The 20545-nt window shown below is 68.2% G+C and carries 17 protein-coding genes; 8 read left to right on the top strand and 9 right to left on the bottom strand.

Annotated elements, in window-relative coordinates; genetic code table 11:
* Window positions 1-8 precede the first annotated feature (8 nt).
* The gene (locus ACFXOO_RS07650; RefSeq protein WP_378853448.1) at window positions 9-710 is read left to right on the top strand and encodes a potassium channel family protein; all 702 of its coding nucleotides are present in this window, start codon (window positions 9-11) and stop codon (window positions 708-710) included.
* Window positions 707-2317 carry an MFS transporter gene (locus tag ACFXOO_RS07645; protein ID WP_378853446.1) on the top strand — a complete coding sequence of 537 codons (1611 nt, stop codon included), beginning with the start codon at window positions 707-709 and terminating at the stop codon, window positions 2315-2317. Before ACFXOO_RS07650 ends, ACFXOO_RS07645 begins: the two co-directional genes overlap by 4 nt.
* A gap of 311 nt (window positions 2318-2628) precedes the next feature.
* Here the strand turns inward: ACFXOO_RS07645 and ACFXOO_RS07640 are convergent, their stop codons facing one another.
* Entirely contained in the window at window positions 2629-3639 is a 1011-nt protein-coding gene (locus ACFXOO_RS07640) for a glycerophosphodiester phosphodiesterase family protein (protein WP_378853444.1), read from the bottom strand.
* 154 nt (window positions 3640-3793) lie between these two features.
* On the opposite strand from ACFXOO_RS07640, the gene ACFXOO_RS07635 reads away from it, so the two are divergent.
* Together ACFXOO_RS07635 and ligD are read left to right on the top strand one after the other, a co-directional pair.
* Entirely contained in the window at window positions 3794-4693 is a 900-nt protein-coding gene (locus ACFXOO_RS07635; protein ID WP_378841354.1) for a Bax inhibitor-1/YccA family protein, read from the top strand.
* 100 nt (window positions 4694-4793) lie between these two features.
* On the top strand, window positions 4794-6026 hold the full coding sequence (gene ligD / locus ACFXOO_RS07630) for a non-homologous end-joining DNA ligase (protein WP_378841356.1): 1233 nt from the start codon (window positions 4794-4796) through the stop codon (window positions 6024-6026).
* A gap of 8 nt (window positions 6027-6034) precedes the next feature.
* Here the strand turns inward: ligD and ACFXOO_RS07625 are convergent, their stop codons facing one another.
* The 7 genes from ACFXOO_RS07625 to guaB all read right to left on the bottom strand — a co-directional run bounded on the left by ACFXOO_RS07625 (window position 6035) and on the right by guaB (window position 14613).
* The gene (locus tag ACFXOO_RS07625) at window positions 6035-7441 is read right to left on the bottom strand and encodes a glycosyltransferase (protein ID WP_378853442.1); all 1407 of its coding nucleotides are present in this window, start codon (window positions 7439-7441) and stop codon (window positions 6035-6037) included.
* A gap of 41 nt (window positions 7442-7482) precedes the next feature.
* On the bottom strand, window positions 7483-9066 hold the full coding sequence (gene guaA, locus ACFXOO_RS07620) for a glutamine-hydrolyzing GMP synthase (RefSeq protein ID WP_378841360.1): 1584 nt from the start codon (window positions 9064-9066) through the stop codon (window positions 7483-7485).
* The gene (locus ACFXOO_RS07615; protein WP_378841362.1) at window positions 9063-9557 is read right to left on the bottom strand and encodes a DUF3817 domain-containing protein; all 495 of its coding nucleotides are present in this window, start codon (window positions 9555-9557) and stop codon (window positions 9063-9065) included. The genes guaA and ACFXOO_RS07615 overlap by 4 nt, the downstream gene beginning before the upstream one ends.
* 59 nt (window positions 9558-9616) lie before the next feature.
* Window positions 9617-10408, bottom strand: coding sequence for an SURF1 family protein (locus ACFXOO_RS07610; RefSeq protein ID WP_378853669.1), 792 nt, complete (start codon window positions 10406-10408; stop codon window positions 9617-9619).
* Window positions 10409-10533: 125 nt separating this feature from the next.
* The gene (locus ACFXOO_RS07605; RefSeq protein WP_394563403.1) at window positions 10534-11652 is read right to left on the bottom strand and encodes a GuaB3 family IMP dehydrogenase-related protein; all 1119 of its coding nucleotides are present in this window, start codon (window positions 11650-11652) and stop codon (window positions 10534-10536) included.
* A 275-nt stretch (window positions 11653-11927) separates the two neighbouring features.
* Window positions 11928-12779, bottom strand: coding sequence for an endonuclease domain-containing protein (locus ACFXOO_RS07600; RefSeq protein ID WP_394563265.1), 852 nt, complete (start codon window positions 12777-12779; stop codon window positions 11928-11930).
* A 331-nt stretch (window positions 12780-13110) separates the two neighbouring features.
* A complete protein-coding gene (gene guaB / locus ACFXOO_RS07595) occupies window positions 13111-14613 on the bottom strand; it encodes an IMP dehydrogenase (protein WP_394563264.1) in 1503 nt (500 codons plus the stop codon).
* Between the two features lie 357 nt (window positions 14614-14970).
* On the opposite strand from guaB, the gene ACFXOO_RS07590 reads away from it, so the two are divergent.
* The 4 genes from ACFXOO_RS07590 (at window position 14971) to ACFXOO_RS07575 (ending at window position 19004) form a co-directional block, all read left to right on the top strand.
* The gene (locus ACFXOO_RS07590) at window positions 14971-16203 is read left to right on the top strand and encodes a branched-chain amino acid ABC transporter permease (protein ID WP_378841368.1); all 1233 of its coding nucleotides are present in this window, start codon (window positions 14971-14973) and stop codon (window positions 16201-16203) included.
* Window positions 16204-16208: 5 nt separating this feature from the next.
* Window positions 16209-17186 (top strand): branched-chain amino acid ABC transporter permease, encoded by a 978-nt coding sequence (locus ACFXOO_RS07585; protein WP_378841370.1) that lies wholly within the window; start codon window positions 16209-16211, stop codon window positions 17184-17186.
* A 121-nt stretch (window positions 17187-17307) separates the two neighbouring features.
* Entirely contained in the window at window positions 17308-18204 is an 897-nt protein-coding gene (locus ACFXOO_RS07580) for an ABC transporter ATP-binding protein (protein ID WP_378841485.1), read from the top strand.
* Window positions 18201-19004, top strand: coding sequence for an ABC transporter ATP-binding protein (locus ACFXOO_RS07575; protein ID WP_378841372.1), 804 nt, complete (start codon window positions 18201-18203; stop codon window positions 19002-19004). Before ACFXOO_RS07580 ends, ACFXOO_RS07575 begins: the two co-directional genes overlap by 4 nt.
* A gap of 133 nt (window positions 19005-19137) precedes the next feature.
* On the opposite strand, the gene ACFXOO_RS07570 is transcribed toward ACFXOO_RS07575, so the two are convergent.
* Entirely contained in the window at window positions 19138-20415 is a 1278-nt protein-coding gene (locus tag ACFXOO_RS07570; protein WP_378841374.1) for an ABC transporter substrate-binding protein, read from the bottom strand.
* Window positions 20416-20545: the final 130 nt, after the last annotated feature.

The raw sequence follows: 20545 nt of genomic DNA, 5'->3' as shown, positions 1-20545 counted from the left end.
CGCATCCCGTGGTCGGGCTCGACAGGGCGGAGGACGTCGTGCAGCGACCGCCCCGACCCTCGCAGCTCCTCCGGGGCGTGCGCGGATACTGCGTCGTCTTCGCACTGGTCGTGGTCTCGTACGCGCTGTGCGCCGTACAGACGAGCGCCGACCCGAGCGCCGCCGCGTTCCTCGTGCAGCTGGTCACCGTAGCCGTGACGCTGCGCGTGGCGGACGTGCCGCCCGCGGCGCAGCGAGCAGGATGGCTGACCCTGGCCGTCGCGGGCGCGGCGACCATCGGCGTGGCCGCCCTCGGCTCACAGGGCCTGGTGCTCGATGTCGTGCTGTCCGCGGCATCGGCAGCGGCGTTCCTGATCGCTCCCGTCGCGATCCTCGCCCAGCAGTTCCGTCGCCGCCGCGCCGACGTCGAAGCCCTGCTGGCGGCCATCGCCGCGTACGTGATGATCGGCATGGCCTTCACCTTCGTCTACAACCTGCTCGCGCTGCTCGCGACGTCGCCGGTGTTCGGCGACGGCACGGTGGACTCCCTGACGAGCCAGTTGTTCTTCTCCTTCACGACGCTCACCACGGTCGGATACGGCAATCTCGTGCCGGTCTCCCCCGGCGTGCAGACCGTCGCGGTCGTCGAGGCCATCACCGGTCAGCTCTTCCTGGTGATCGCCATCGCGCGCATCCTCTCCGCACCCAAGAGAAAGCAGGTAGCGGAATGAAGAAATGGGCCGTCGTCATCGTCCTCGGGCTCGCGCAGTTCGTCATGGTGCTGGACGGCACCGTGATGAACGTGTCGATCTCCACGGTCGTCATCGATCTGGACACGACCGTCGCAGCCATGCAGGCGGCGATCACGTTCTACACGCTCACCATGGCCGCCGTCATGCTGCTGGGAGCGAAGCTGGGCGACGTGTGGGGCCGGCGGCGCGCGTTCGTCATCGGATCGTGCGTCTACGCGGTCGGTTCGCTCGTGACGGCCTTCAGCCCCAGCTTCGCCTTCCTGTTCGTCGGGTGGTCGGTCATCGAGGGGCTCGGCGCGGTGCTGGTGATCCCGGCGATCGCCGCCCTCGTCGCCGACAACTACACGGGTCGGGATCGCATCACGGCGTACGCGATCATCGGCGCGGTGTCGGGCGCGGCGGTCGCCGCCGGGCCGCTCATCGGCGGCTTCGTCACCACGTACTTCTCGTGGCGGTACGTCTTCGTGGCGGAGGTCGTCATCATGATCGCGGTCATCTTGTGCGCGCGGGTCATCACCGATGCGACCGCACCGCAGCCGACCCGCATCGACGTCCTCAGCGTGCTGCTCTCGGCGGTCGGACTCGTGCTGGTCGTCTTCGGAATGCTGCAGAGCAAGACGTGGGGCTGGATCCTTCCGCTGCATTCGCCCGTGGTCGGCGGCAGGGAGGTCGCCCCGCTCGGCATCTCGCTCACCGCCTGGTTCGTCGTGCTGGGAGCCGCCCTACTCTTGTTCTTCGTCCGTCGGCAGCAATCGCTGGTGCGGGCAGGACGATCCCCGCTGGTGCACGTCGAGATGTTCTCGATCGCGCAGCTGCGCAGCGGACTCTCCGTGCTCGGCGCGCAGTACGCCGTCACCGCCGGCCTCTTCTTCATGGTGCCCGTGTACCTGCAGATGACGCTCGGGCTCGATGCCCTCCAGACCGGCATCCGGATCTTCCCACTGTCGATCTCACTGATCCTGTTCTCGATCGTCGGCACGCGCCTGTCGCAGATCTGGTCGCCGCGGCGGATCGTGCGGCTCGGGCAGCTCATCCTCGTCGTCAGCGCCGTGCTGCTCCTGGGGACGGCGACCGAGGATCTGCGCAGCATCCTGTTCGGCGCGGGGATGTTCCTGGCCGGCAGCGCCCTGGGCCTGCTCGCCTCGCAACTGGGAAACGTGAACATGTCGGCCGTCACCGAGAAGGAGACCAGCGAGGTCGGCGGCCTGCAGGGCGTCTTCCAGAACCTCGGCTCATCGCTCGGTACGGCGCTGATCGGCTCGATCCTGATCGGTGCACTGTCGACGTCGTTCGCCTCCGGCGTCGCGAACAGCACGCTGCCCGACTCGGCGCAGACGCTTGTGGCGACCGCAACCGAACGCGGAGTCGCGATCGTCCCCGCCTCCGATGTCGCCGGCATCGCCGAGCAGGCGGGGCTGAGCGAACAGGAGGCGAGCAGTCTCGCCACCATCTACCGCGACTCCCAGCTCTCCTCGCTGCGGGTCGCCTTCTTCGGGCTGATCCTCATCACTCTGCTGTCTCTGCTCTTCTCGCGGGACATCCCGTCGAAGCGGCCGGTGCGGCGTGAGAAGTCGGCGGTCACCTGAGCGACGGGCCGGAAGAAGAAGACGGCCCCCGACGACGATGTGCGCGGGGGAGAACAAACGCGTCGGGGGCCGGACGACCACGACGGGGCGTCGTCTTCAATCTTACGTTCTTGTCCCCCATTTGGTGGACAAGAACGGCATATCGGAGTTATGGTTTTCGTGTTCGGCACACCGATCTGGGGCTATCACCGTGTCGGCACCTGGGGAAATCGCTCACATCCGCTGAGCCGGCCCCCTCGCGTCAGGTCGTGATCTCGTCGGGCGCGAGGGGTCACGGGCGTGGCTGCGTTCTTCACCGGCGTCGTCGCGCCTCATCCGCGGAAGAAATCGACCCCGAAATCGGCGTGATCGACGAAGACACCGTCGACCCCCGCATCCCGGATCACCGCCCACTCGCCCTCGTAGTCCCCGAACGCCCCCGGACCGCCTCTCGTCCGGAAGGGTCCGAGCAGGAAGCGATTCTCCGGCCGACAGGTCCAGGTGAACACGCTCAGACCACGCTCGTGCGCGTCCGCGACGACGGGTGAGGGGCCCGTCACCCGTCCCCTCCGATCCGGCGCCAGGATCATGCGCTTGTCGACACTGATCCCGTCCACCGCCCCGACGAGGAGATCGAGGCCGCGCGGCTCCGCGGTGGCGGCGTATGTCGGAGCGTCGGCGCCGAGTCGCATGACCAGATCGAACGGACGACCGGTCGCCTCCAGCAGATACACGTACGTGCCAGGGATGCCGCGTCCCTTGAGCTCGGCGAGCACCGTCGGCTCGAACGACTCGATCGTGAGCGGCGGTGTGCCGTCCGCCCAGCCCGCGGCGCCCAGTTCAGCCGCCACCAGGTCGGCGACGTTCCAGCCCAGCGACGCGAAATAGGTGGCGTGCTTGATCTCGAGCACGACGCCCCTCCGGCGGGCGCCCGCCGGAGATGCGTCCCGCACGAGGTCGAGCACATCGCGCAGGCGCAGGATGGGCTGGGTGTCGTCGAAATCCGCGCTGCCGGGCCGCAGTGCGGGGAGGCGCTCCCGGCATCTCAGGGTCGAGAGCTCCTCCCAGGTGAAATCCTCCGCGAACCACCCCGACAGGCTCGTGCCGTCGACGGACTTCGTCGTGCGCCGACCGGCGAACTCGGCACGGGTGGCGACATCCGTCGTCCCGGAGATCTCGTTCTCGTGACGGACGACCAGCACGCCGTCCCTGCTCACGACGACGTCGGGCTCGACCGCGTCGACACCCATCGCGAGCGCCAGTTCGTAGGACGCGCGGGAGTGTTCGGGGCGATATCCCGGGGCGCCGCGGTGGCCGATCACGAGGGGGGATCGACGGGGCACGTGGCCAGGATATCGGCGGCCGTAGGCGACGCTCAGCGTCACGCGGCGACCTCATGGCCCACTCACAGGACCATCTCCACTGCGCACACGGCGGTCGGCTATCGTAGGGGTACAGCACGAGGCTGAGAAATCCCGACTTTGGAGTGTGAGAGCAATGGCCCTCAACAACCCCGCATTCAACAACCCGGCGTTCCAAGAGCCGCAGGCCGGTCAGCGCTTCCCCGGCGGCACCCGCACCGCGACGTCCGCCGCGCAGGCGCAGGCAACGGATGCCGCGGCCCACGCGCAGCTCGAGGGCGCCTTCGCCGCTCCTCCCGCCGGCGCGGTCGAGACCAACCGCATGACGGTCGAAGACACCGTCTTCAAGACCTTGGGCCTGTTCGCGATCCTGCTCGTCGGCGCCGTCGTCGGATGGATCTGGACCTTCGGCGGCCTCAACATCACCGAGGCCATCAACCCCACGCCGTGGATCATCGGCGCCCTCGTCGGCTTCGTGCTCTCGATGGTCGTCATCTTCACGTCGCGCAAGAAGATCCGCCCCGCGCTGATCTTCGCGTACGCCGCGTTCCAGGGTCTGTTCATCGGAGGGATCTCGGCGTTCTTCGAGGCCCTGTACGGCGGCATCGTCTTCCAAGCAACGCTCGGCACCCTCGTGGTCGTCGGCGTCACGCTCGCGCTCTTCGCGAGCGGCAAGATCCGCGCGTCGAAGAAGGCCACCAAGATCTTTCTCGTGGCCATGGTGGGCTACCTCGTCTTCTCGCTCGTGAACATCGGCCTCATGATCTTCAACGTCCCGATCGCCGGTGGCGCCTTCGGTCTGTCGAGCCAGCCCAGCTTCCTGTTCGGCATCCCGTGGGGTGTCCTCATCGGCGTCTTCGTGATCATCATGGCCGCGTACTCGCTGGTGCTCGACTTCGATCAGATCCAGCAGGGCGTGCGCAACGGCGCACCGCGCCAGTACGCGTGGCTCGGAGCCTTCGGCATCATGGTCACGGTCATCTGGCTCTATGTCGAGATCCTCCGCATCCTGGCCATCGCCCGCGGCAGCAACTGACCTCCGCCACACCAGAACGGCCGTCCGGTTCTCCGGGCGGCCGTTCTGCATGTCGCCGCCCGCCCGGCCCGACGTCCCCGCCCCGGGATACGGTGTACGCATGGCGGCCCGCAAAGAAGTGTTCCTCGATGTGGAGGGGCAGGAGGTGCGCGTCTCGAGCCCCGACAAGGTCGTCTTCCCCGAGCCGGGGCTGACCAAGCTCGACCTCGTGCAGTACTACCTGAGCGTGACCGAGGGAGCGCTCCGCGGAGCGGCCGGCCGGCCGATGGTCCTGAAGCGATTCGTCAAAGGCATCGGCGCCGAGGCGTTCTTCCAGAAGCGCGTCCCCGAGAACCACCCCGACTTCATCGACACCGCCACACTGCACTACGCGCGCGGCACCTCGGCCGAAGAGACGGTGATCCGGGATGCCGCGGGCCTGGCGTGGGTCATCAACCTCGGCTGCCTCGACCTCAACCCGCACCCCGTGCGCGCCGACGACCTCGATCATCCCGACGAGCTGCGGGTCGACCTCGATCCCATGCCGGGAGTGGAATGGTCGCAGATCGTCGACGTCGCGATGGTCGTCCGCGACGTGCTCGACGACCACGGGCTCGTCGGCTGGCCGAAGACGAGCGGCAGCCGTGGTCTGCACATCCTCGTGCGCATCGCCCCCGAATGGGACTTCCGGCAGGTGCGTCTCGCCGCTGAGACGCTCGCCCGTGAGGTCGAGAACCGCGCACCGGGCCTCGCCACCGCGCGGTGGTGGAAGGAGGAGCGCGGCGAGAGCGTGTTCGTGGACTTCAACCAGAACGCGAAAGACCGCACCGTGGCATCCGCGTATTCCATCCGACCCCTGCCCGACGCCCGCGTCTCGACGCCCCTGGCGTGGGACGAGGTGCGCGAACGGCGTCCTGACGAGTTCACCGTCCTCACCGTCCCCAGCCGGTTCGCCGACATCGGCGATCCGCACGAGGGCATCGACAGTGCCGTCGGAAGTCTCGACGGCCTGCTGGCGCTGGCCGACCAGCTCGGGCCCGCCGAGAAGCCGCCGAAGGGCGACGACGGCTCAGGGCGCCGGGTCTCCACCATGCCCCTGATCGAGGTCGCGCGCACCAAAACCAAACCCGAGGCGCTCGACGCGCTGGAGAAGTGGAAGTCCGGGCACGCCGAGGTCGCGGCGCTCCTGCACCCCGCCGACGTCATGCTGGACGGCATGCGCGGCTCGAGCTCCCTCTGGTATCGGGTGCGGGTGAACCTCCAGCACGTGCCCGACGAGCAGCGTCCGACCGATGAGCCACTGGTCGCGGACTACGATCCCTGGGCGGGCAGGGAGTGGCCCGGCCGGGACTGAGGCAGGGGTCAGCGGCGCGCCGGCCGAGAGAGGCTCTCTCGCACGACAGCCGCCAGGGCGTCCATCACCTCGTCGGAGGCGAGCCTGCGCGCAGACTCGAGAGCCTCGGCTGACAGGCGCTCCCGCTCTCCCGGGTCGCGCAGCACCGCGATGAGCGCCGCCGTGAGTGCCCGCTCGTCGCCGTCCGGCACGAGGATCCCCCCGCCGGCAGCGAGCGCTTCCCGCGGCCCGTACCGCACGTCGTAGGAGATGACCGGGCACCCGTGCGCGAGGGCTTCCCCGATCGACAGTCCCTGCCCCTCGAAGGCCGACGTCGACAGGAAGACGGACGCCTCGCTGAGCACGCCGCCCGGATCCGTCGTCGCGCCTCGCAGGGTCACGCTGCCCCCGAGGCCCCGCTCGTCGATGAGCTTCTGCAGGGCGCCACGTTCCGCGCCGTCGCCGTAGACGTCGAGCGTGGCATCGGGGTCGGCGGCGACGACACCCGCGAAGGCACGGATGGCGTGGTCGACGCGCTTGCCGCGCGCCAGGCGATTGAGCATGACGACGCGTCCGCGGACGCGGTCGGAGGAAGCGACGACGGATGCCGCGGCATCCACCGCCTGCGGAACCACGACGTGCACCTCTGACGCGCCGAACCGGTTCTGCACGTCCGCGCGCTGCGCGGCCGTCGGCCAGAGGACCGCGTCGAACCGATCGGCGACCTGCAGCCAGCGGGACCACAGGGCGTTCACCGTGGCGTCGGGGGTGAACGGCGGTTCGAGGTGCGTCGTGTGGATCGTGTGGACCAGGCGCGCGTCGGCGTCGTCCCACCCGACGAGCAGCTCGCCGAGCTGGCGGGATTCGCAGAGCACGACCACGGGTCGTCCGACGTCGCCGCCGCGGAGTCCCGCGACCACATGATCGAGCCACGCGCGGTACAGCGCACCGAACCCGTCCACGATGCCGGCGAGCGAGCCGTCGGCGCGGTGGACGGTCACCGGCGCCGAGCTGATGTGCCAGTCCGGATCCCCGACGATGACCGGGAGTCGGATCGCAGGTCTGCCCGCGGCATCCGGCACCTCGCGGTATTCGAGTGCGGGATCGGCGTCGCCGACGTGGGAGGCCTCGATCAGCCAGGGTGCGGCACCGCCGGACGCGCCGATCGCCTCGTCGAAGAGGTTGCGCATACGCGTGGGATCGAGCACGAGGTCGCGTCCGGCGAATGCCGCACGCTGCTGCGCGTGCTCGGCCGGGGTGCCGGGATCGACGGTCAGCAGCAGCGGGCCCGCGCCATCATGGACACCGGCGCGCGCCATCTGCCGCGCGCGCGCCAGAGTGGCGAAGGTGTAGCCGCCATCACGGTCGGGGATCAGCCGACTCGAGAGGATGACGTATTCCGCCTCGGGGAACGGGTGGGGGTGCGACGTGCTCATACGCCTATCCTGCCCCGCGCCCGCCGCGCGCAGCAGTCAGCTCACTCCCACTCGATGGTTCCCGGCGGCTTGCTCGTCACGTCGAGCACCACGCGATTGACATCGCGCACCTCGTTCGTGATGCGGTTGGAGATGCGCGAGAGCACGTCGTACGGCAGGCGGGTCCAGTCGGCGGTCATCGCGTCTTCGGACGACACGGGGCGGAGCACGATCGGGTGCCCGTACGTGCGCCCGTCCCCCTGGACACCGACCGACCGGACGTCGGCCAGAAGCACCACGGGGCACTGCCAGATCGAGTCGTCGAGGCCGGCGCGGGTCAGTTCGTCGCGCGCGATGGCGTCGGCCTCACGCAGGATCTCGAGACGGTCAGCGGTGACCTCACCGACGATCCTGATGCCGAGACCGGGCCCCGGAAACGGCTGACGTCCGACGATCACCTCAGGGAGGCCCAGCTCGCGTCCGATGGCTCGCACCTCGTCTTTGAAGAGGGTGCGCAACGGCTCGACGAGCTCGAACTGGAGGTCTTCAGGCAGACCGCCCACGTTGTGGTGCGACTTGATATTGGCGGTGCCGCTGCCCCCGCCCGACTCCACGACGTCGGGATACAACGTGCCCTGCACGAGGAACCGGATGGGCTCGCCGTCGGCCGCCGCCTCGGCGACGAGCTGCTTCTCCGCCGCCTCGAACGATCGGATGAACTCCCGCCCGATGATCTTGCGCTTCTGCTCGGGGTCGCTCACACCGGCGAGCGCTGTCAGGAACTGCTCCCGGGCGTCCACCGTCACCAGCCGCACGCCCGTCGAGGCGACGTAGTCCTGCTCGACCTGTTCGCGTTCGTTCTTTCGCAGCAGTCCGTGGTCGACGAAGATGCAGACCAGCTGGTCGCCCACGGCCTCGTGCACGATCGCCGCCGCGACCGCCGAGTCGACGCCGCCCGACAGCCCGCAGATCACCCGGCTGTCGCCGACCTGCGCGCGGATCTTCGCGACCTGCTCGGCGATCACGTTGCCGCTGTTCCAGTCCGCAGGAAGCCCCGCCGCTTTGTGCAGGAAGTTCTCGATCACACGCTGACCGTGGTCGGTGTGCTTGACCTCCGGATGCCACTGCACCCCGTACAGGCGACGCTCGTCGTTCGCGAACGCGGCGACGGGCGTCGCCGTCGTCGACGCGAGCACCGTGAAGCCGTCTGGAGCCTGCGAGACCTGGTCTCCGTGACTCATCCACACGTTCTGCTGCACGGGTTGGCCGCCGAGCAGCACTCCCCCGTCGCCGCTGAGCGCGGCATCCGTCGCCCCGTACTCGCGCAGCCCGGTGTTCGCGACCTCGCCGCCCAGGGTCTTCGCCATCACCTGGAAGCCGTAGCAGATGCCGAGGGTCGGAACACCGAGCTCGAAGACGCCAGGATCGAGCGAGGGGGCGCCGGGCTCATAGACCGACGACGGGCCCCCGGAGAGGATGATGCCGACGGGATTCTTCTCCGCGATCTCAGCGGCCGTCGCCGTGTGCGGCACGAGCTCGCTGTAGACACCCGCCTCGCGCACGCGCCGCGCGATGAGCTGCGCGTACTGCGCTCCGAAGTCGACGACCAGCACCGGTCGCTGGTCGGTCTCGGTCTGTTCGGTCACCGGGTGTTCTCCGTCGGGATCGCGTCGGTCAGAGGGGGGCGTTGCGCAGCGGACGCGGCGCGCTCACGCTCTTCCAGGTAGTGCTTCACCTCTCGGGCGACGCGCACCTCCATGAAGAACGACAGCAGCGGCACGATGCCTCCGAGTGCGAGCAGCAGGAAGCGCATCAGCTTCCACCGCATCAGGCTCCAGACGCGGAAGCAGGCGAACAGGTATACGACGTAGAACCATCCGTGCGCGACGAGGATCGACATCGACACGTTGAGTCCGTCGCCGGTCGACTCCGTCCCGTTCGGCCCCTCGATGACGGGAGCGAACCACAGGAAGCCGCCCGATCCACCGAGGAAGAGCTCGTGGGCGAAGGCGTACTTGACGACCATCTCGGCGACCAACAGGAGCAGCATGGTGCCGGTGATCAGCGACGCGATCTGGTAGAACTTCAGAGCACCTCGGATCGCCGGAAACGATGCGAGTTTCGGGGATGCGGGCATGAGTCGAGTCTACCCGCGGCCGTTCCGGGCGTCGTCCGACCCGAGTCGTCGCGCGACGCCTACGCTTCGCCCGCGTCGGCGTCCTCGAGGTCTTCGACTTCCTTCTCCCAGGCATCGCGTGCCAGGCGGTACCAGAGGTAGAAGGCGAAGCCGGCGAACACCGCCCACTCGATGGCGTAGAAGATGTTGAGCCAGTTGACCGACGATCCCTCGTTCGGCGCCGGCGAGGCGATGTCTTCGAGCGAGCCGGGGGCGACCTCCGCGGCGAGGTACGGGCGGTAGACGTCGAGATCCTGCACGTCGTGCCATCGGCTGAGCAGGGCCGCCGGCGACATCCGTGTCATCGTGAGCGGATCGGCACCCCGCGGGGGCGTCGCGGGACCTTCGTCCGAGATGATGCGGCCGGTCACCTCGACCTGCGCATCCTCACCGGAATCGAGGCGCGACTGCAGCTCCTCCGCCGCTGCGAGCGCTCGGGCCTCGGAGGGCGCCCACCCGATCGCGACGGCGAGCGACGTGGGCTGGGTCGTGTCTCCGATCGTTCCGGGGGTGATGCGAAGCTGCCCGGTCACCCAGTACCCCTCGACGTCGTCGTTGAAGCGCGAGGCGACGACGAGGAAATCGTCCGACACCCACGTACCTGAGGCCGTGACGCGCTGTCCGACGAGCGGCCCATCGAGGTAATCGCCCGGGGCGACGACATCGGCGATCGGCTGCACCTGCTCAGTCGCACCGGGCTCGGTGGTGGGGGTGGTGATGGCCCGGCCGAGCTGCCACTGCCCCAGCCACGCGAACACCCCGGCGATCACCAGGCACAGTAGAAGCATTGCGATCCACCGGGGGCGCAGCATCACTTCACGCAGGGTGGGCGGGAAGATCACCGGAGCAACGGATGCCGCGGCATCCGCCTGTCCTTTCCTGCCGGTCGCGGAACCCGTCGAGGCTGCGTCGCCCGAGCCGGTCTGCGGGTCGGGGGTCATCCCCGGCCGTACGGGGCGACGACGACCTCGACCCGCTGGAATTCCTTGAGGTCGGAGTATCCGGTCGTCGCCATCGACTTCCTCAGCGCGCCGATCAGGTTCGCGGTGCCGTCCGCCACGGGGGCGGGACCGTACAGGACCGACTCGAGGTCGGTGACCTGGTCGACCTTCACGCGGTGACCGCGCGGCAGCTTGGGGTGGTGGGACTCCGGTCCCCAGTGGTAGCCCAGGCCGGGCGCATCCGTCGCCCGCGCCAGCGCCACCCCGAGCATGACCGCGTCGGCTCCCATCGCGAGCGCCTTGACGATGTCGCCGGACGTTCCCACGCCGCCGTCGGCGATGACGTGCACGTAGCGTCCGCCCGATTCGTCGAGGTAGTCGCGGCGAGCACCGGCGACGTCGGCGACGGCCGTGGCCATCGGCGCGTGCAATCCCAGCGTGACGCGGGTGGTGGAGGCTGCTCCCCCGCCGAAGCCGACGAGCACGCCCGCCGCGCCGGTGCGCATGAGGTGCAGTGCGGCCGTGTACGTCGCCGCGCCGCCCACGATGACGGGCACGTCGAGGTCGTAGATGAACTTCTTGAGGTTCAGCGGCTGCAGTGCCGACGAGACGTGCTCGGCCGACACCGTGGTGCCGCGGATGACGAAGATGTCGACGCCGGCCGCGACGACCGTCTCGTACAGCTCCTGGGTGCGCTGCGGGGTGAGGGAGCCTGCCACTGCCACGCCGGCCTCGCGGATCTCGGCGAGGCGGGCGGTGACCAGCTCGGGTTTGATCGGCTCGGAGTAGAGCTCCTGCATCCGCAGGGTCGCGCGAGTGGTGTCGAGCGAGGCGATCTCGGCCAGGAGCGGGTCGGGATCGTCGTAGCGCGTCCACAGGCCCTCGAGGTCGAGCACGCCGAGCCCGCCCAGCTGCCCGAGCATGATGGCCGTGCGCGGGCTGACGACCGAGTCCATCGGCGCCCCGAGCACGGGGATCGCGAACTGGAAGGCGTCGATCGTCCACGCGGTCGAGACGTCCTCCGGGTTGCGGGTGCGCCGCGAGGGCACCACCGCGATGTCGTCGAAGGTGTAGGCGCGTCGTGCACGCTTGGCGCGCCCCAGTTCGATCTCCATGCTCACCGTTCCAGCCTACCCGGCGGTGTCGACGACCGGAGGGACGGATGCCTCGGCCGCATCATCCGTCCGGCACATCCGCCGCGCAACGCTGAGCGCGTGACGACGTTCGCAGATGGGCGTGAACATCACAGACTTTCGCCGACCATCTGCGAAGTACGCGCCGATCTGCGCACTTCGTGTGCGTCCCGTGCCCCTGACGTCGATGAGCGGGCGGACCGGAGAAGCGGATGCCTCGGCCGCAGCATCCGCCCGGCACACAGCTCTGCCTGAGCTCAGCGCGATGCGTGGAGGCGCGCCGCCACCGCACGCCGGACGACTGCCTCCACAGCCGGCCAGTTGTGCACGATCTGCGCGTAACTGAATCTGAGGACCGTGTAGCCCCGGAGGCGGAGTTCCGCGTCATGCGCGATGTCCTTCGCGCGTTGCGCGGACGATGAGTGGAACTCGTAGCCGTCGATCTGGATGACCAGCCGTTCACCCACGAGGACGTCGACCGGTCGGCGTGCGATGACGACCTGCTGACGAATGCGCAGCCCCGATCTCCGCAGCGGGATCACAACGAGCATCTCCAACCCGGAATCGGCGAGGCCCTGCACGTCTTCGGCGAGCGAGCGCGCCGCGAGGGTGCGCCACGGGATGGTCCGTATCGCGTCGACGTGCAGCTTCTCCACGCGAATCGCCGACTCCCACACGGCGAGTGCCGCGTCGTACGGAAGACATTGCGCGATGTGCGACAACGCGTCCTCCACCGAGGAGAGCAGGCCAGGAGTCGGTATCGGAGCGAGAGGAATGGTCCAGTGACGGTGGACCGGCTCGGTGCTGTCGTGCCCGCTCGATCCCGATCCGGGCAGCACGTGCAGGTGGGTCCGATGCTCGACGTCCTCCGGCATCCACCATTGCCGGCGCCGCGCCAGCGAGATGCACCCGACCCTGCCACCCGCACGTGCTGCGAGGACGAGGTCAGCAGGCGCCTCGGGCAGCGCGATCCAGGCGCGACGAAGAACCGCGACCCCCGCCATCCGCATGACTGCGCGCACAGCCGCGAGCGAGTGCCCCGCGCGCACGGCATCGTGGCGATGCGCGATCCCGCCCCGACCTCGGATCCAGTCGCGGACGTCGCTCATGCATCGAGGGTCGTCCACGGCGCCCGTTCATGTTCGCGAAGGGCGACGACACGGGCGAAGTGCGCGGGGCCCCGAGCGCTGTGGAGGAACGGATGCTGCGCCCGGGCCGGCGCCGCGTCCTCAGCCTGCTCGACCGAGCCACGATCACAGATCGGCACGTACTTCGCGGGTCAGGCACCGAAGTCTGTGAGATTCGCGCCGGTCTGCGAAGTTCGTGAACGCAAATGGTCGGCGGGATGCCGGTAGGGGCCGCAGGATGCGGGGAGGGAGGGCAGGAGCGAAGCGCGGGCCCTCGGCCGTCGCGGCGGCGCGAGGAGGCGACCCGGAACCGCTACCGCTTGTAGTTGGGCGCCTCGACCACGATCTGCACGTCGTGCGGGTGCGATTCCTTGAGACCCGCCGCCGTGATGCGCACGAACCGCCCCTTGGCCTTCAGCTCGTCGATCGTGCGGGCGCCGACGTAGAACATCGACTGCCGGAGGCCGCCGACGAGCTGGTAGGCGACCGCCGACACCGGCCCACGGTAGGCGACCTGGCCCTCGATGCCCTCGGGGATGAGCTTGTCGTCACTCGGGACGTCGGCCTGGAAGTACCGGTCCTTCGAGTAGGAGGTCTTCTTTCCTCGCGTCTGCAGGGCCCCGAGCGACCCCATGCCGCGGTACTGCTTGAACTGCTTCCCGCCCTGGAAGACGATCTCACCGGGCGACTCGTCCGTGCCGGCGAGGAGTGAGCCGAGCATGACCGTGTCGGCCCCGGCGACGAGCGCCTTGGCGATGTCGCCGGAGTACTGCAGACCACCGTCGGCGATCACGGGGATGCCGGCTTCACGCGTCGCCTGGTAGGCCTCCCAGATCGCGGTGACCTGTGGCACGCCGACGCCCGCGACGATGCGCGTCGTGCAGATCGAACCCGGACCGACGCCGACCTTGACGGCGTCCACGCCCGCATCGACGAGCGCCTGCGCGCCCTCGCGGGTCGCGACATTGCCGCCGATGATGTCGATGTGCGCGAACGTGGGGTCGCTCTTCAGACGGGTGACCATGTCGATCACGCCGGCCGACTGGCCGTTGGCGGTGTCGACCACCAGGACGTCGACGCCCGCGTCGCGCAGCGCCTCGGCGCGCTCCCACGCGTCGCCGAAGAAGCCGATGGCTGCGCCGACGCGCAGACGGCCCTGGTCGTCCTTGGTCGCGAGCGGGTACTTCTCGCTCTTGTCGAAGTCCTTGATCGTGATGAGGCCGGCGAGCTTGCCCTCGTCGTCGATGAGCGGGAGCTTCTCGACGCGGTGCTTCGCGAAAGTGGCGATCACGTCGTTCGCGTTGATGCCGACGGGACCTGTGATGAGCCCCTCCGTCGTCATGACGTCCTTCACGAGGGTGGTCTGGCGCTCGAAACCCGAGACGAACCGCATGTCGCGGTTGGTGATGATCCCCACGAGCACGCCGTCGGGGTCGACGACGGGGAGACCCGAGATGCGATACGTCGCGCACAGGGTGTCGACCTCGTCGATCGTGGCATCCGGTGTCGTGGTGATCGGGTCGGTGATCATGCCGGACTCGCTGCGCTTCACACGGTCGACCTGCGCGGCCTGATCCTCGATCGACAGATTGCGATGCAGGATGCCGAGGCCACCCTCGCGCGCGATGGCGATGGCCATTCGCGACTCGGTCACGGTGTCCATCGCCGCGGCCAGCAGCGGGGTGGCGACCGTGATGCGGCGGGTCACCCGTGACGACGTGTCGGCCTCGCTGGGGATGACGTCGGTGTGACCGGGGAGGAGAAGGACATCGTCGTACGTCAGTCCGACGAAGCCGAAGGGATCGTGCTGCTCCATGTGGGTTCTCCTGCGCGCGCGGCGCCTTGCTCGAGTGGACGACGACGGCCGGTGCGGTCGCCCGCTCCGATACAGATTCTAAGGCGCGCGGCCCCGGATTCATTCCGTGCGAGGGAGCTCGAGGGGGCCGTGCGCTCCTTCCGCGACGCGCCGCGCGGAATCACAAGAGTGTTGTAGGCGAAACAAGTTGGACACATTACGCTCGTACCGTCGTGATCGGCGCTGCCGCGACCCGAAGCTCGGTGCGCGGACGGCGGACTGGGAGGTTTCGTGAGTCCTTCGACTACACGCGTTCGGCGGGTCCAACCATGGTTGGTCGCGCTGTTCGGCGCGCTGCTCGCCGCAGCGATGATGTTCATGAGCGCCCCCGGCGCGTACGCCGCGGCGCCGGACACACCGGGCGGCGACCAGGAGGCGACGGACTACTACTTCGGCGGCGTCATCACCTTCGACGAGAAGGGCGTGCCCGACGTCACGCTGACCATCTCCGGCGGCGGGTTCGAGGCGAAGACCGTCACCGACACGGACGGTCGCTGGCGTCTGTACGTCCCCGAGAAGGAGACCTACACGCTGACGGTCGACGAGTCGACGCTGCCCGACGGCGTGATCGTCGACGGGGATTCCGCCTCGCAGGAGGTGGAGTTCGGCCTGACCGGGTCGAAGATCGTCAATCTCTTCCTCGGTGAGGGGGAGCGCGTCACGCAATCCTTCGTCGATCAACTGGCAGTGCGCCTCATCAACGGCCTCAACTTCGGTCTGCTCCTCGCCCTGGCGGCGATGGGGGCGTCGCTCATCTACGGCACCACGGGGCTCTCGAACTTCGCGCACGGCGAGATGGTGACCTTCGGCGCGCTGAGTGCGCTCGTGCTCACCTCGTTCTGGGCCATGCCCTTCTGGCTGGGGATCATCATCGCCGTGATCTTGGGCGGTGTGCTGGGGCTGGCGCTCGACGCGGGACTGTGGCGACCCCTCCGGCGACGAGGCATCGGCGTCGTCCAGCTGATGATCGTCAGCATCGGCCTGTCCCTGGCCCTGCGGTACCTCTACCAGTTCTTCGTCGGAGGCAAGACCTATCAGCTGCCCGGCGCGAGCCCCGCGCCGATCCAGTTCGGCCCGATCTCGCTGTCCTACATCGACCTGGTGAGCATGGGCGTGAGCATCGTCGTCATCCTCGGCGTCGCCTACTTCCTGCTGCGCACACGGGTGGGCAAGGCGACGCGTGCCATCTCGGACAATCCTCAGCTGGCCTCGGCATCCGGAATCAACGTCGATCGCGTCGTGCGCATCGTCTGGGTGCTCGCCGGCATCCTCGCCGGGCTCTCGGGCATCCTCTGGGCTTACTTCCGCCCCGGCGTGAAGTGGGACATGGGCACGCAGATGCTGCTGCTCATCTTCGCGGCGATCACCCTCGGCGGGCTGGGAACGGCATTCGGCGCTCTTCTCGGATCCCTCATCGTCGGCATCGTCGTGGAGACCTCGACGCTGTTCATTCCCTCCGACCTGAAGTACGCCGGCGCGCTCGTCGTGCTGATTCTGATTCTGCTCGTCAGACCACAGGGTCTGCTGGGCCGTAGAGAGAGATTAGGTTAGCGGCCATGGATTGGGGATCAATTCTCTCGAACACGCTCGGCTATCTGCTGAGCCCCGTGACGATCGCCTACGCGCTCGCTGCGACCGGCCTCGCCGTGCACTTCGGCTATGCCGGGCTGCTCAACTTCGGTATGGCGGGCTTCATGGCCCTCGGCGGCTACGGCTACGCCATCTCGGTGCTGAGCTTCGGCTGGCCCTGGTGGCTCGGCATGATCATCGGACTGATCCTGGCCGCGTTGTTCGCGATCATCCTGGGAATCCCGACGCTGAGGCTGCGCGCCGACTACCTCGCGATCGTGACGATCGCCGCGGCCGAGATCGTGCGTCTACTCTTCACGACGCAGGTCTTCGACAAGTGGACCAACTCCGCCGACGGCCTCGGCGGCTACCACGCCGGTTTCCGCGCCGCCAACCCGTTCCCCCCGGGCACGTACGGCTTCGGCCCGTGGGAGTCCAACGAGACGGTGCTGTGGACGCGGGTGTTCGGACTGGGGATGCTGGTGATCGCCGTCCTGCTGGTCTGGTCGCTCATGCGCAGCCCGTGGGGTCGCGTCCTGAAGGGCATCCGCGAAGACGAGGACGCCGTCCGCTCGCTCGGCAAGAACGTGTTCGCGTACAAGATGCAAGCCCTCGTCGTGGGTGGCGTCATCGGCGCGATGGGTGGAATCGTCTACGTCCTCCCCTCCGCGGTCGTCCCCTCCAGCTACACGACGTCGCTGACGTTCTTCATCTGGACCATCCTGCTGCTCGGCGGCGCCGCGACGATCCTCGGACCGTCGCTCGGGGCGATCATCTTCTGGATGGTGCTCGCGCTGCTCGGCAACCTGCTGCCGCAGCTGGCCAGTGAGGGCATCCTGCCCATGACCGACATCCAGGCCGGTACGCTGCGCTACATCCTCGTCGGCGTCGCCCTGATGCTGCTCGTGATCTTCCGCCCGCAGGGAATCCTCGGCGACAAGAGGGAGATGACCTTTGTCAAGTAACCCAGATGGCGAGGAATGGGTCGACCCCGTACCCACCTCGACCGCCAGCATCCGCCGACCGAAGACCACCGGCCTGACCAAGGGGACACCCGCTCCGGGGGTCGCGAAAGTCGACCCGATCATGGTCGTCGACAACGTGACGCGTCGATTCGGCGGCCTCACGGCGGTCGACGTCGAGCACCTCGAGATCCCGCGCGGCGCGATCACCGCGCTCATCGGACCCAACGGCGCCGGCAAGACGACGCTGTTCAATCTGCTCTGCGGATTCGACAAGCCCAACACCGGGACGTGGTCCTTCGACGGCACGACCCTCTCGGGCATCCCCGCCTTCAAGGTGGCGCGCATGGGCCAGGTGCGCACCTTCCAGCTCACGAAGGCGCTGTCGCTCCTGACCGTCCTGGAGAACATGAAGCTCGGCGCCACCGGCCAGCGGGGCGAGCGGTTCTGGACGAGCTTCATCCCCGCCTTCTGGCGTGCGCAGGACACCGACATCGAAGACAAGGCCCGCGACCTGCTCCGTCGGTTCAAGCTCGACGCGAAGGAGGCCGACTTCGCGGCCTCGCTGTCCGGCGGTCAGCGGAAGCTGCTCGAGATGGCTCGTGCACTGATGAGCGATCCCACCCTGGTGATGCTCGACGAGCCCATGGCGGGTGTCAACCCCGCCCTGACGCAATCGCTCCTCGACCACATCCTCGACCTCAAGGGACTCGGGATGACGGTCCTGTTCGTCGAGCACGACATGCACATGGTGCGCCACATCGCCGACTGGGTGGTCGTGATGGCCGAGGGACGCGTCGTCGCCGAGGGCCCGCCCGACATGGTGATGCAGGAGAAGGCCGTCATCGACGCCTACCTGGGCAGTCACCAGGACGTCGACCTCGGCATCATCACGGGACGCCATGAGGGCGTCGTCGACGCCGAGGCACAGCAACTGCTCGCCGAGATCCAGGAGGCCGAGCGCGAGTCCATCGCCGAGGCCGGTGGCAGCACGAACGCGAAGCAGGAAGAGGCGAAATGAGCGAGTCCGCCCCCCGATCGGGAGCACCCGCCGAGGTCGACCACGCGGGCGTGCGCTCCGTGGCCAAGACGGACGACGTCGTCGTCGAGGTGAAAGACCTCGTCGCCGGCTACCTGCCCGGCGTCAACATCCTGAACAACACGAATCTCATCGCCCGCCAGGGTGAGCTCATCGGCATCATCGGCCCGAACGGTGCCGGCAAGTCGACGCTCCTCAAGGCGATCTTCGGACTGGTGAAGGTGCGGGGCGGTGACATCACCGTGAAGGGCGAGAGCATCGTGGGCCTCAAGGCCGACAAGCTCGTGAAGCGCGGTGTCGCATTCGTGCCTCAGACCAACAACGTCTTCCCCTCGCTCTCGATCGAGGAGAACCTGCAGATGGGGCTCTACCAGAACCCCAAGATCTACACCGAGCGTCTGGAGTTCGTCACCGGCATCTTCGCCGAGCTGGGCAAGCGTCTCAAGCAGCGCGCGGGATCGCTCTCGGGCGGCGAGCGTCAGATGGTGGCGATGTCGCGCGCACTCATGATGGATCCGTCCGTGCTGCTGCTCGACGAGCCGTCGGCGGGCCTCTCCCCCGTGCGCCAGGACGATGCGTTCATCCGCGTCTCCGACATCAACAAGGCCGGCGTGACGACGATCATGGTCGAGCAGAACGCCCGCCGCTGTCTGCAGATCTGCGACCGGGGCTATGTCCTGGACCAGGGTCGCGACGCGTACCACGGCACCGGTCGTGAGCTCCTCAACGATCCCAAGGTCATCGGCCTGTACCTGGGCACCCTCGGCGCCGAGGACGAGTAGGTCCACGACGAAAAAGGAGGAGCGGATGCCGAGGCATCCGCTCCTCCTTTTCGTCGGCTCTCGACGTCGGTCGAGGACGGGCTACGCAGAAGGGCCCCGGATCGCTCCGGGGCCCTTCGTCATGCGGTTGCGCTCAGTTGATGCGCGTGTGCGTGTTGTCGGCACCGTACTGGAAGACACCGATCGTGGCCTCCGTCGGGTCGCCCGCGTCGTCGAACGCCACTCCGCCGGAGTATCCGTCGTAGTCGGGCACGTTGCCGGCGTTGATGATCGCGGCGCAGTCGGCGAAGTTCTCGCACTTCTCGCCGTCACCGGTTCCACCCGAGACTTCCTGCAGCTTGCCGGCGATGTCGGCGGCATCGGTCGACCCGGCCGACAGCGAAGCCAGTGCGAGGAGCACGACCGCGTCGTAGGACTCGGCTGCGTAGGAGAAGTCCTCCAGCGCGGCGTTGCCCTCAGCCGTCCAGGCGGTGTTCAGTCGCTCCTGGAAGTCGTCCGAGAGGACCGGGCCGGGCGTGGTGCCCTTCGCGCCCTCGAGGCTGACGCTGACGTCTGCACCCCACTGCTTGAGGTTGCCGTCGACGAGGTAGAAGTTCGCGGCATCCTCACCCGCGTTGACCAGCAGCGGCGCGATGGTCGCGAACTGGTCGAACGTGATCAGGACGATCGCGTCGGGCTTCGCCGCAGCGATCGTCGCCACCTGGGCGTCGAAGGATGCGTCGCCGTCGTTGTAGGAGGCCTCGGCCACGACGGTGCCGCCGGTGGACTCGAAGACGTCCTTCACGACGCCGTACAGACCGGTGCCGTAAGCGTCGTTCTGGTAGATGATGCCGATGTTCTTGTGACCGTCCTCGGCGACCAGGTTGCCGAGCACCTCGCCCTGGAGCAAGTCGCTGGGAGCCGTGCGCCAGTACAGGTTGTCGTCATCCCACGTCGTGAAGTCGGGCGACGTGTTGGCCGGCGAGAACGTGATGATGCCCTCGCTGACGTTGCTGTCGAGGAAGAGCTTGGTGACGCCCGACGAGGCGGCACCGATCATGGCCGAGACGCCTTCGCTCTGCAGCTTCGGGACGGTGGTCTCGAACGCCTTGTTGTCGGCATCGCCCGAGTCGCCGAAGGTGGCGTCGATGGTGACGCCGGCTGCGGCCTCGTTGACCTCGTTGATGGCCAACTGCACGCCGGCCTCTTCGGGCGGGCCGAGGAATGCGAGGCTGCCGGTCTGCGGCAGGACGGTGCCGATCTTCAGGGTGAGGTCCTCCGCGGGTGCTCCTCCGGACGAGGAGGGCTCGGCGGCGGTGCCTCCGCCCGCGCATCCTGCCAGAACGAGGGCGCTGACGCCGGCAATGGCGAGACCGCCGATCACCGCTCGGACGCGGGATCGGGAGGCGTTACCTCGGGTAAAAACGCTCATGGTGCTCCTTGCTGTGTAGAAACGCGGGCAGACTTATGCGTTTGCCCAGTGTCCCCAACCTAACCGCGGTAGGGTCTCGGCGATGTTGCCGTTCGTTAACGGTTTGTAACGCCGTCAAATCGTTATGAGG

The organism is Microbacterium sp. P03, assembly GCF_043556235.1.
GTDB lineage: Bacteria > Actinomycetota > Actinomycetes > Actinomycetales > Microbacteriaceae > Microbacterium.
Note: the sequence above shows the minus strand (reverse complement) of the source record. Positions and strands in the feature narration are given on the sequence as shown.

Excerpts from the sequence above, each read along its gene's own strand:
- ACFXOO_RS07590 (WP_378841368.1), top strand. The coding sequence starts at position 14,971 with ATGAGCGCCCCCGGCGCGTACGCCGCGGCGCCGGACACACCGGGCGGC.
- ACFXOO_RS07635 (WP_378841354.1), top strand. The coding sequence starts at position 3,794 with ATGGCCCTCAACAACCCCGCATTCAACAACCCGGCGTTCCAAGAGCCG.
- ACFXOO_RS07600 (WP_394563265.1), bottom strand. The coding sequence starts at position 12,779 with ATGAGCGACGTCCGCGACTGGATCCGAGGTCGGGGCGGGATCGCGCAT.
- ACFXOO_RS07605 (WP_394563403.1), bottom strand. The coding sequence starts at position 11,652 with ATGGAGATCGAACTGGGGCGCGCCAAGCGTGCACGACGCGCCTACACC.
- ACFXOO_RS07575 (WP_378841372.1), top strand. The coding sequence starts at position 18,201 with ATGAGCGAGTCCGCCCCCCGATCGGGAGCACCCGCCGAGGTCGACCAC.
- ACFXOO_RS07580 (WP_378841485.1), top strand. The coding sequence starts at position 17,308 with ATGGTCGTCGACAACGTGACGCGTCGATTCGGCGGCCTCACGGCGGTC.
- guaB (WP_394563264.1), bottom strand. The coding sequence starts at position 14,613 with ATGGAGCAGCACGATCCCTTCGGCTTCGTCGGACTGACGTACGACGAT.
- ACFXOO_RS07645 (WP_378853446.1), top strand. The coding sequence starts at position 707 with ATGAAGAAATGGGCCGTCGTCATCGTCCTCGGGCTCGCGCAGTTCGTC.
- ACFXOO_RS07615 (WP_378841362.1), bottom strand. The coding sequence starts at position 9,557 with ATGCCCGCATCCCCGAAACTCGCATCGTTTCCGGCGATCCGAGGTGCT.
- ACFXOO_RS07570 (WP_378841374.1), bottom strand. The coding sequence starts at position 20,415 with ATGAGCGTTTTTACCCGAGGTAACGCCTCCCGATCCCGCGTCCGAGCG.
- ACFXOO_RS07625 (WP_378853442.1), bottom strand. The coding sequence starts at position 7,441 with ATGAGCACGTCGCACCCCCACCCGTTCCCCGAGGCGGAATACGTCATC.
- ACFXOO_RS07585 (WP_378841370.1), top strand. The coding sequence starts at position 16,209 with ATGGATTGGGGATCAATTCTCTCGAACACGCTCGGCTATCTGCTGAGC.
- ACFXOO_RS07610 (WP_378853669.1), bottom strand. The coding sequence starts at position 10,408 with ATGCTGCGCCCCCGGTGGATCGCAATGCTTCTACTGTGCCTGGTGATC.
- ligD (WP_378841356.1), top strand. The coding sequence starts at position 4,794 with ATGGCGGCCCGCAAAGAAGTGTTCCTCGATGTGGAGGGGCAGGAGGTG.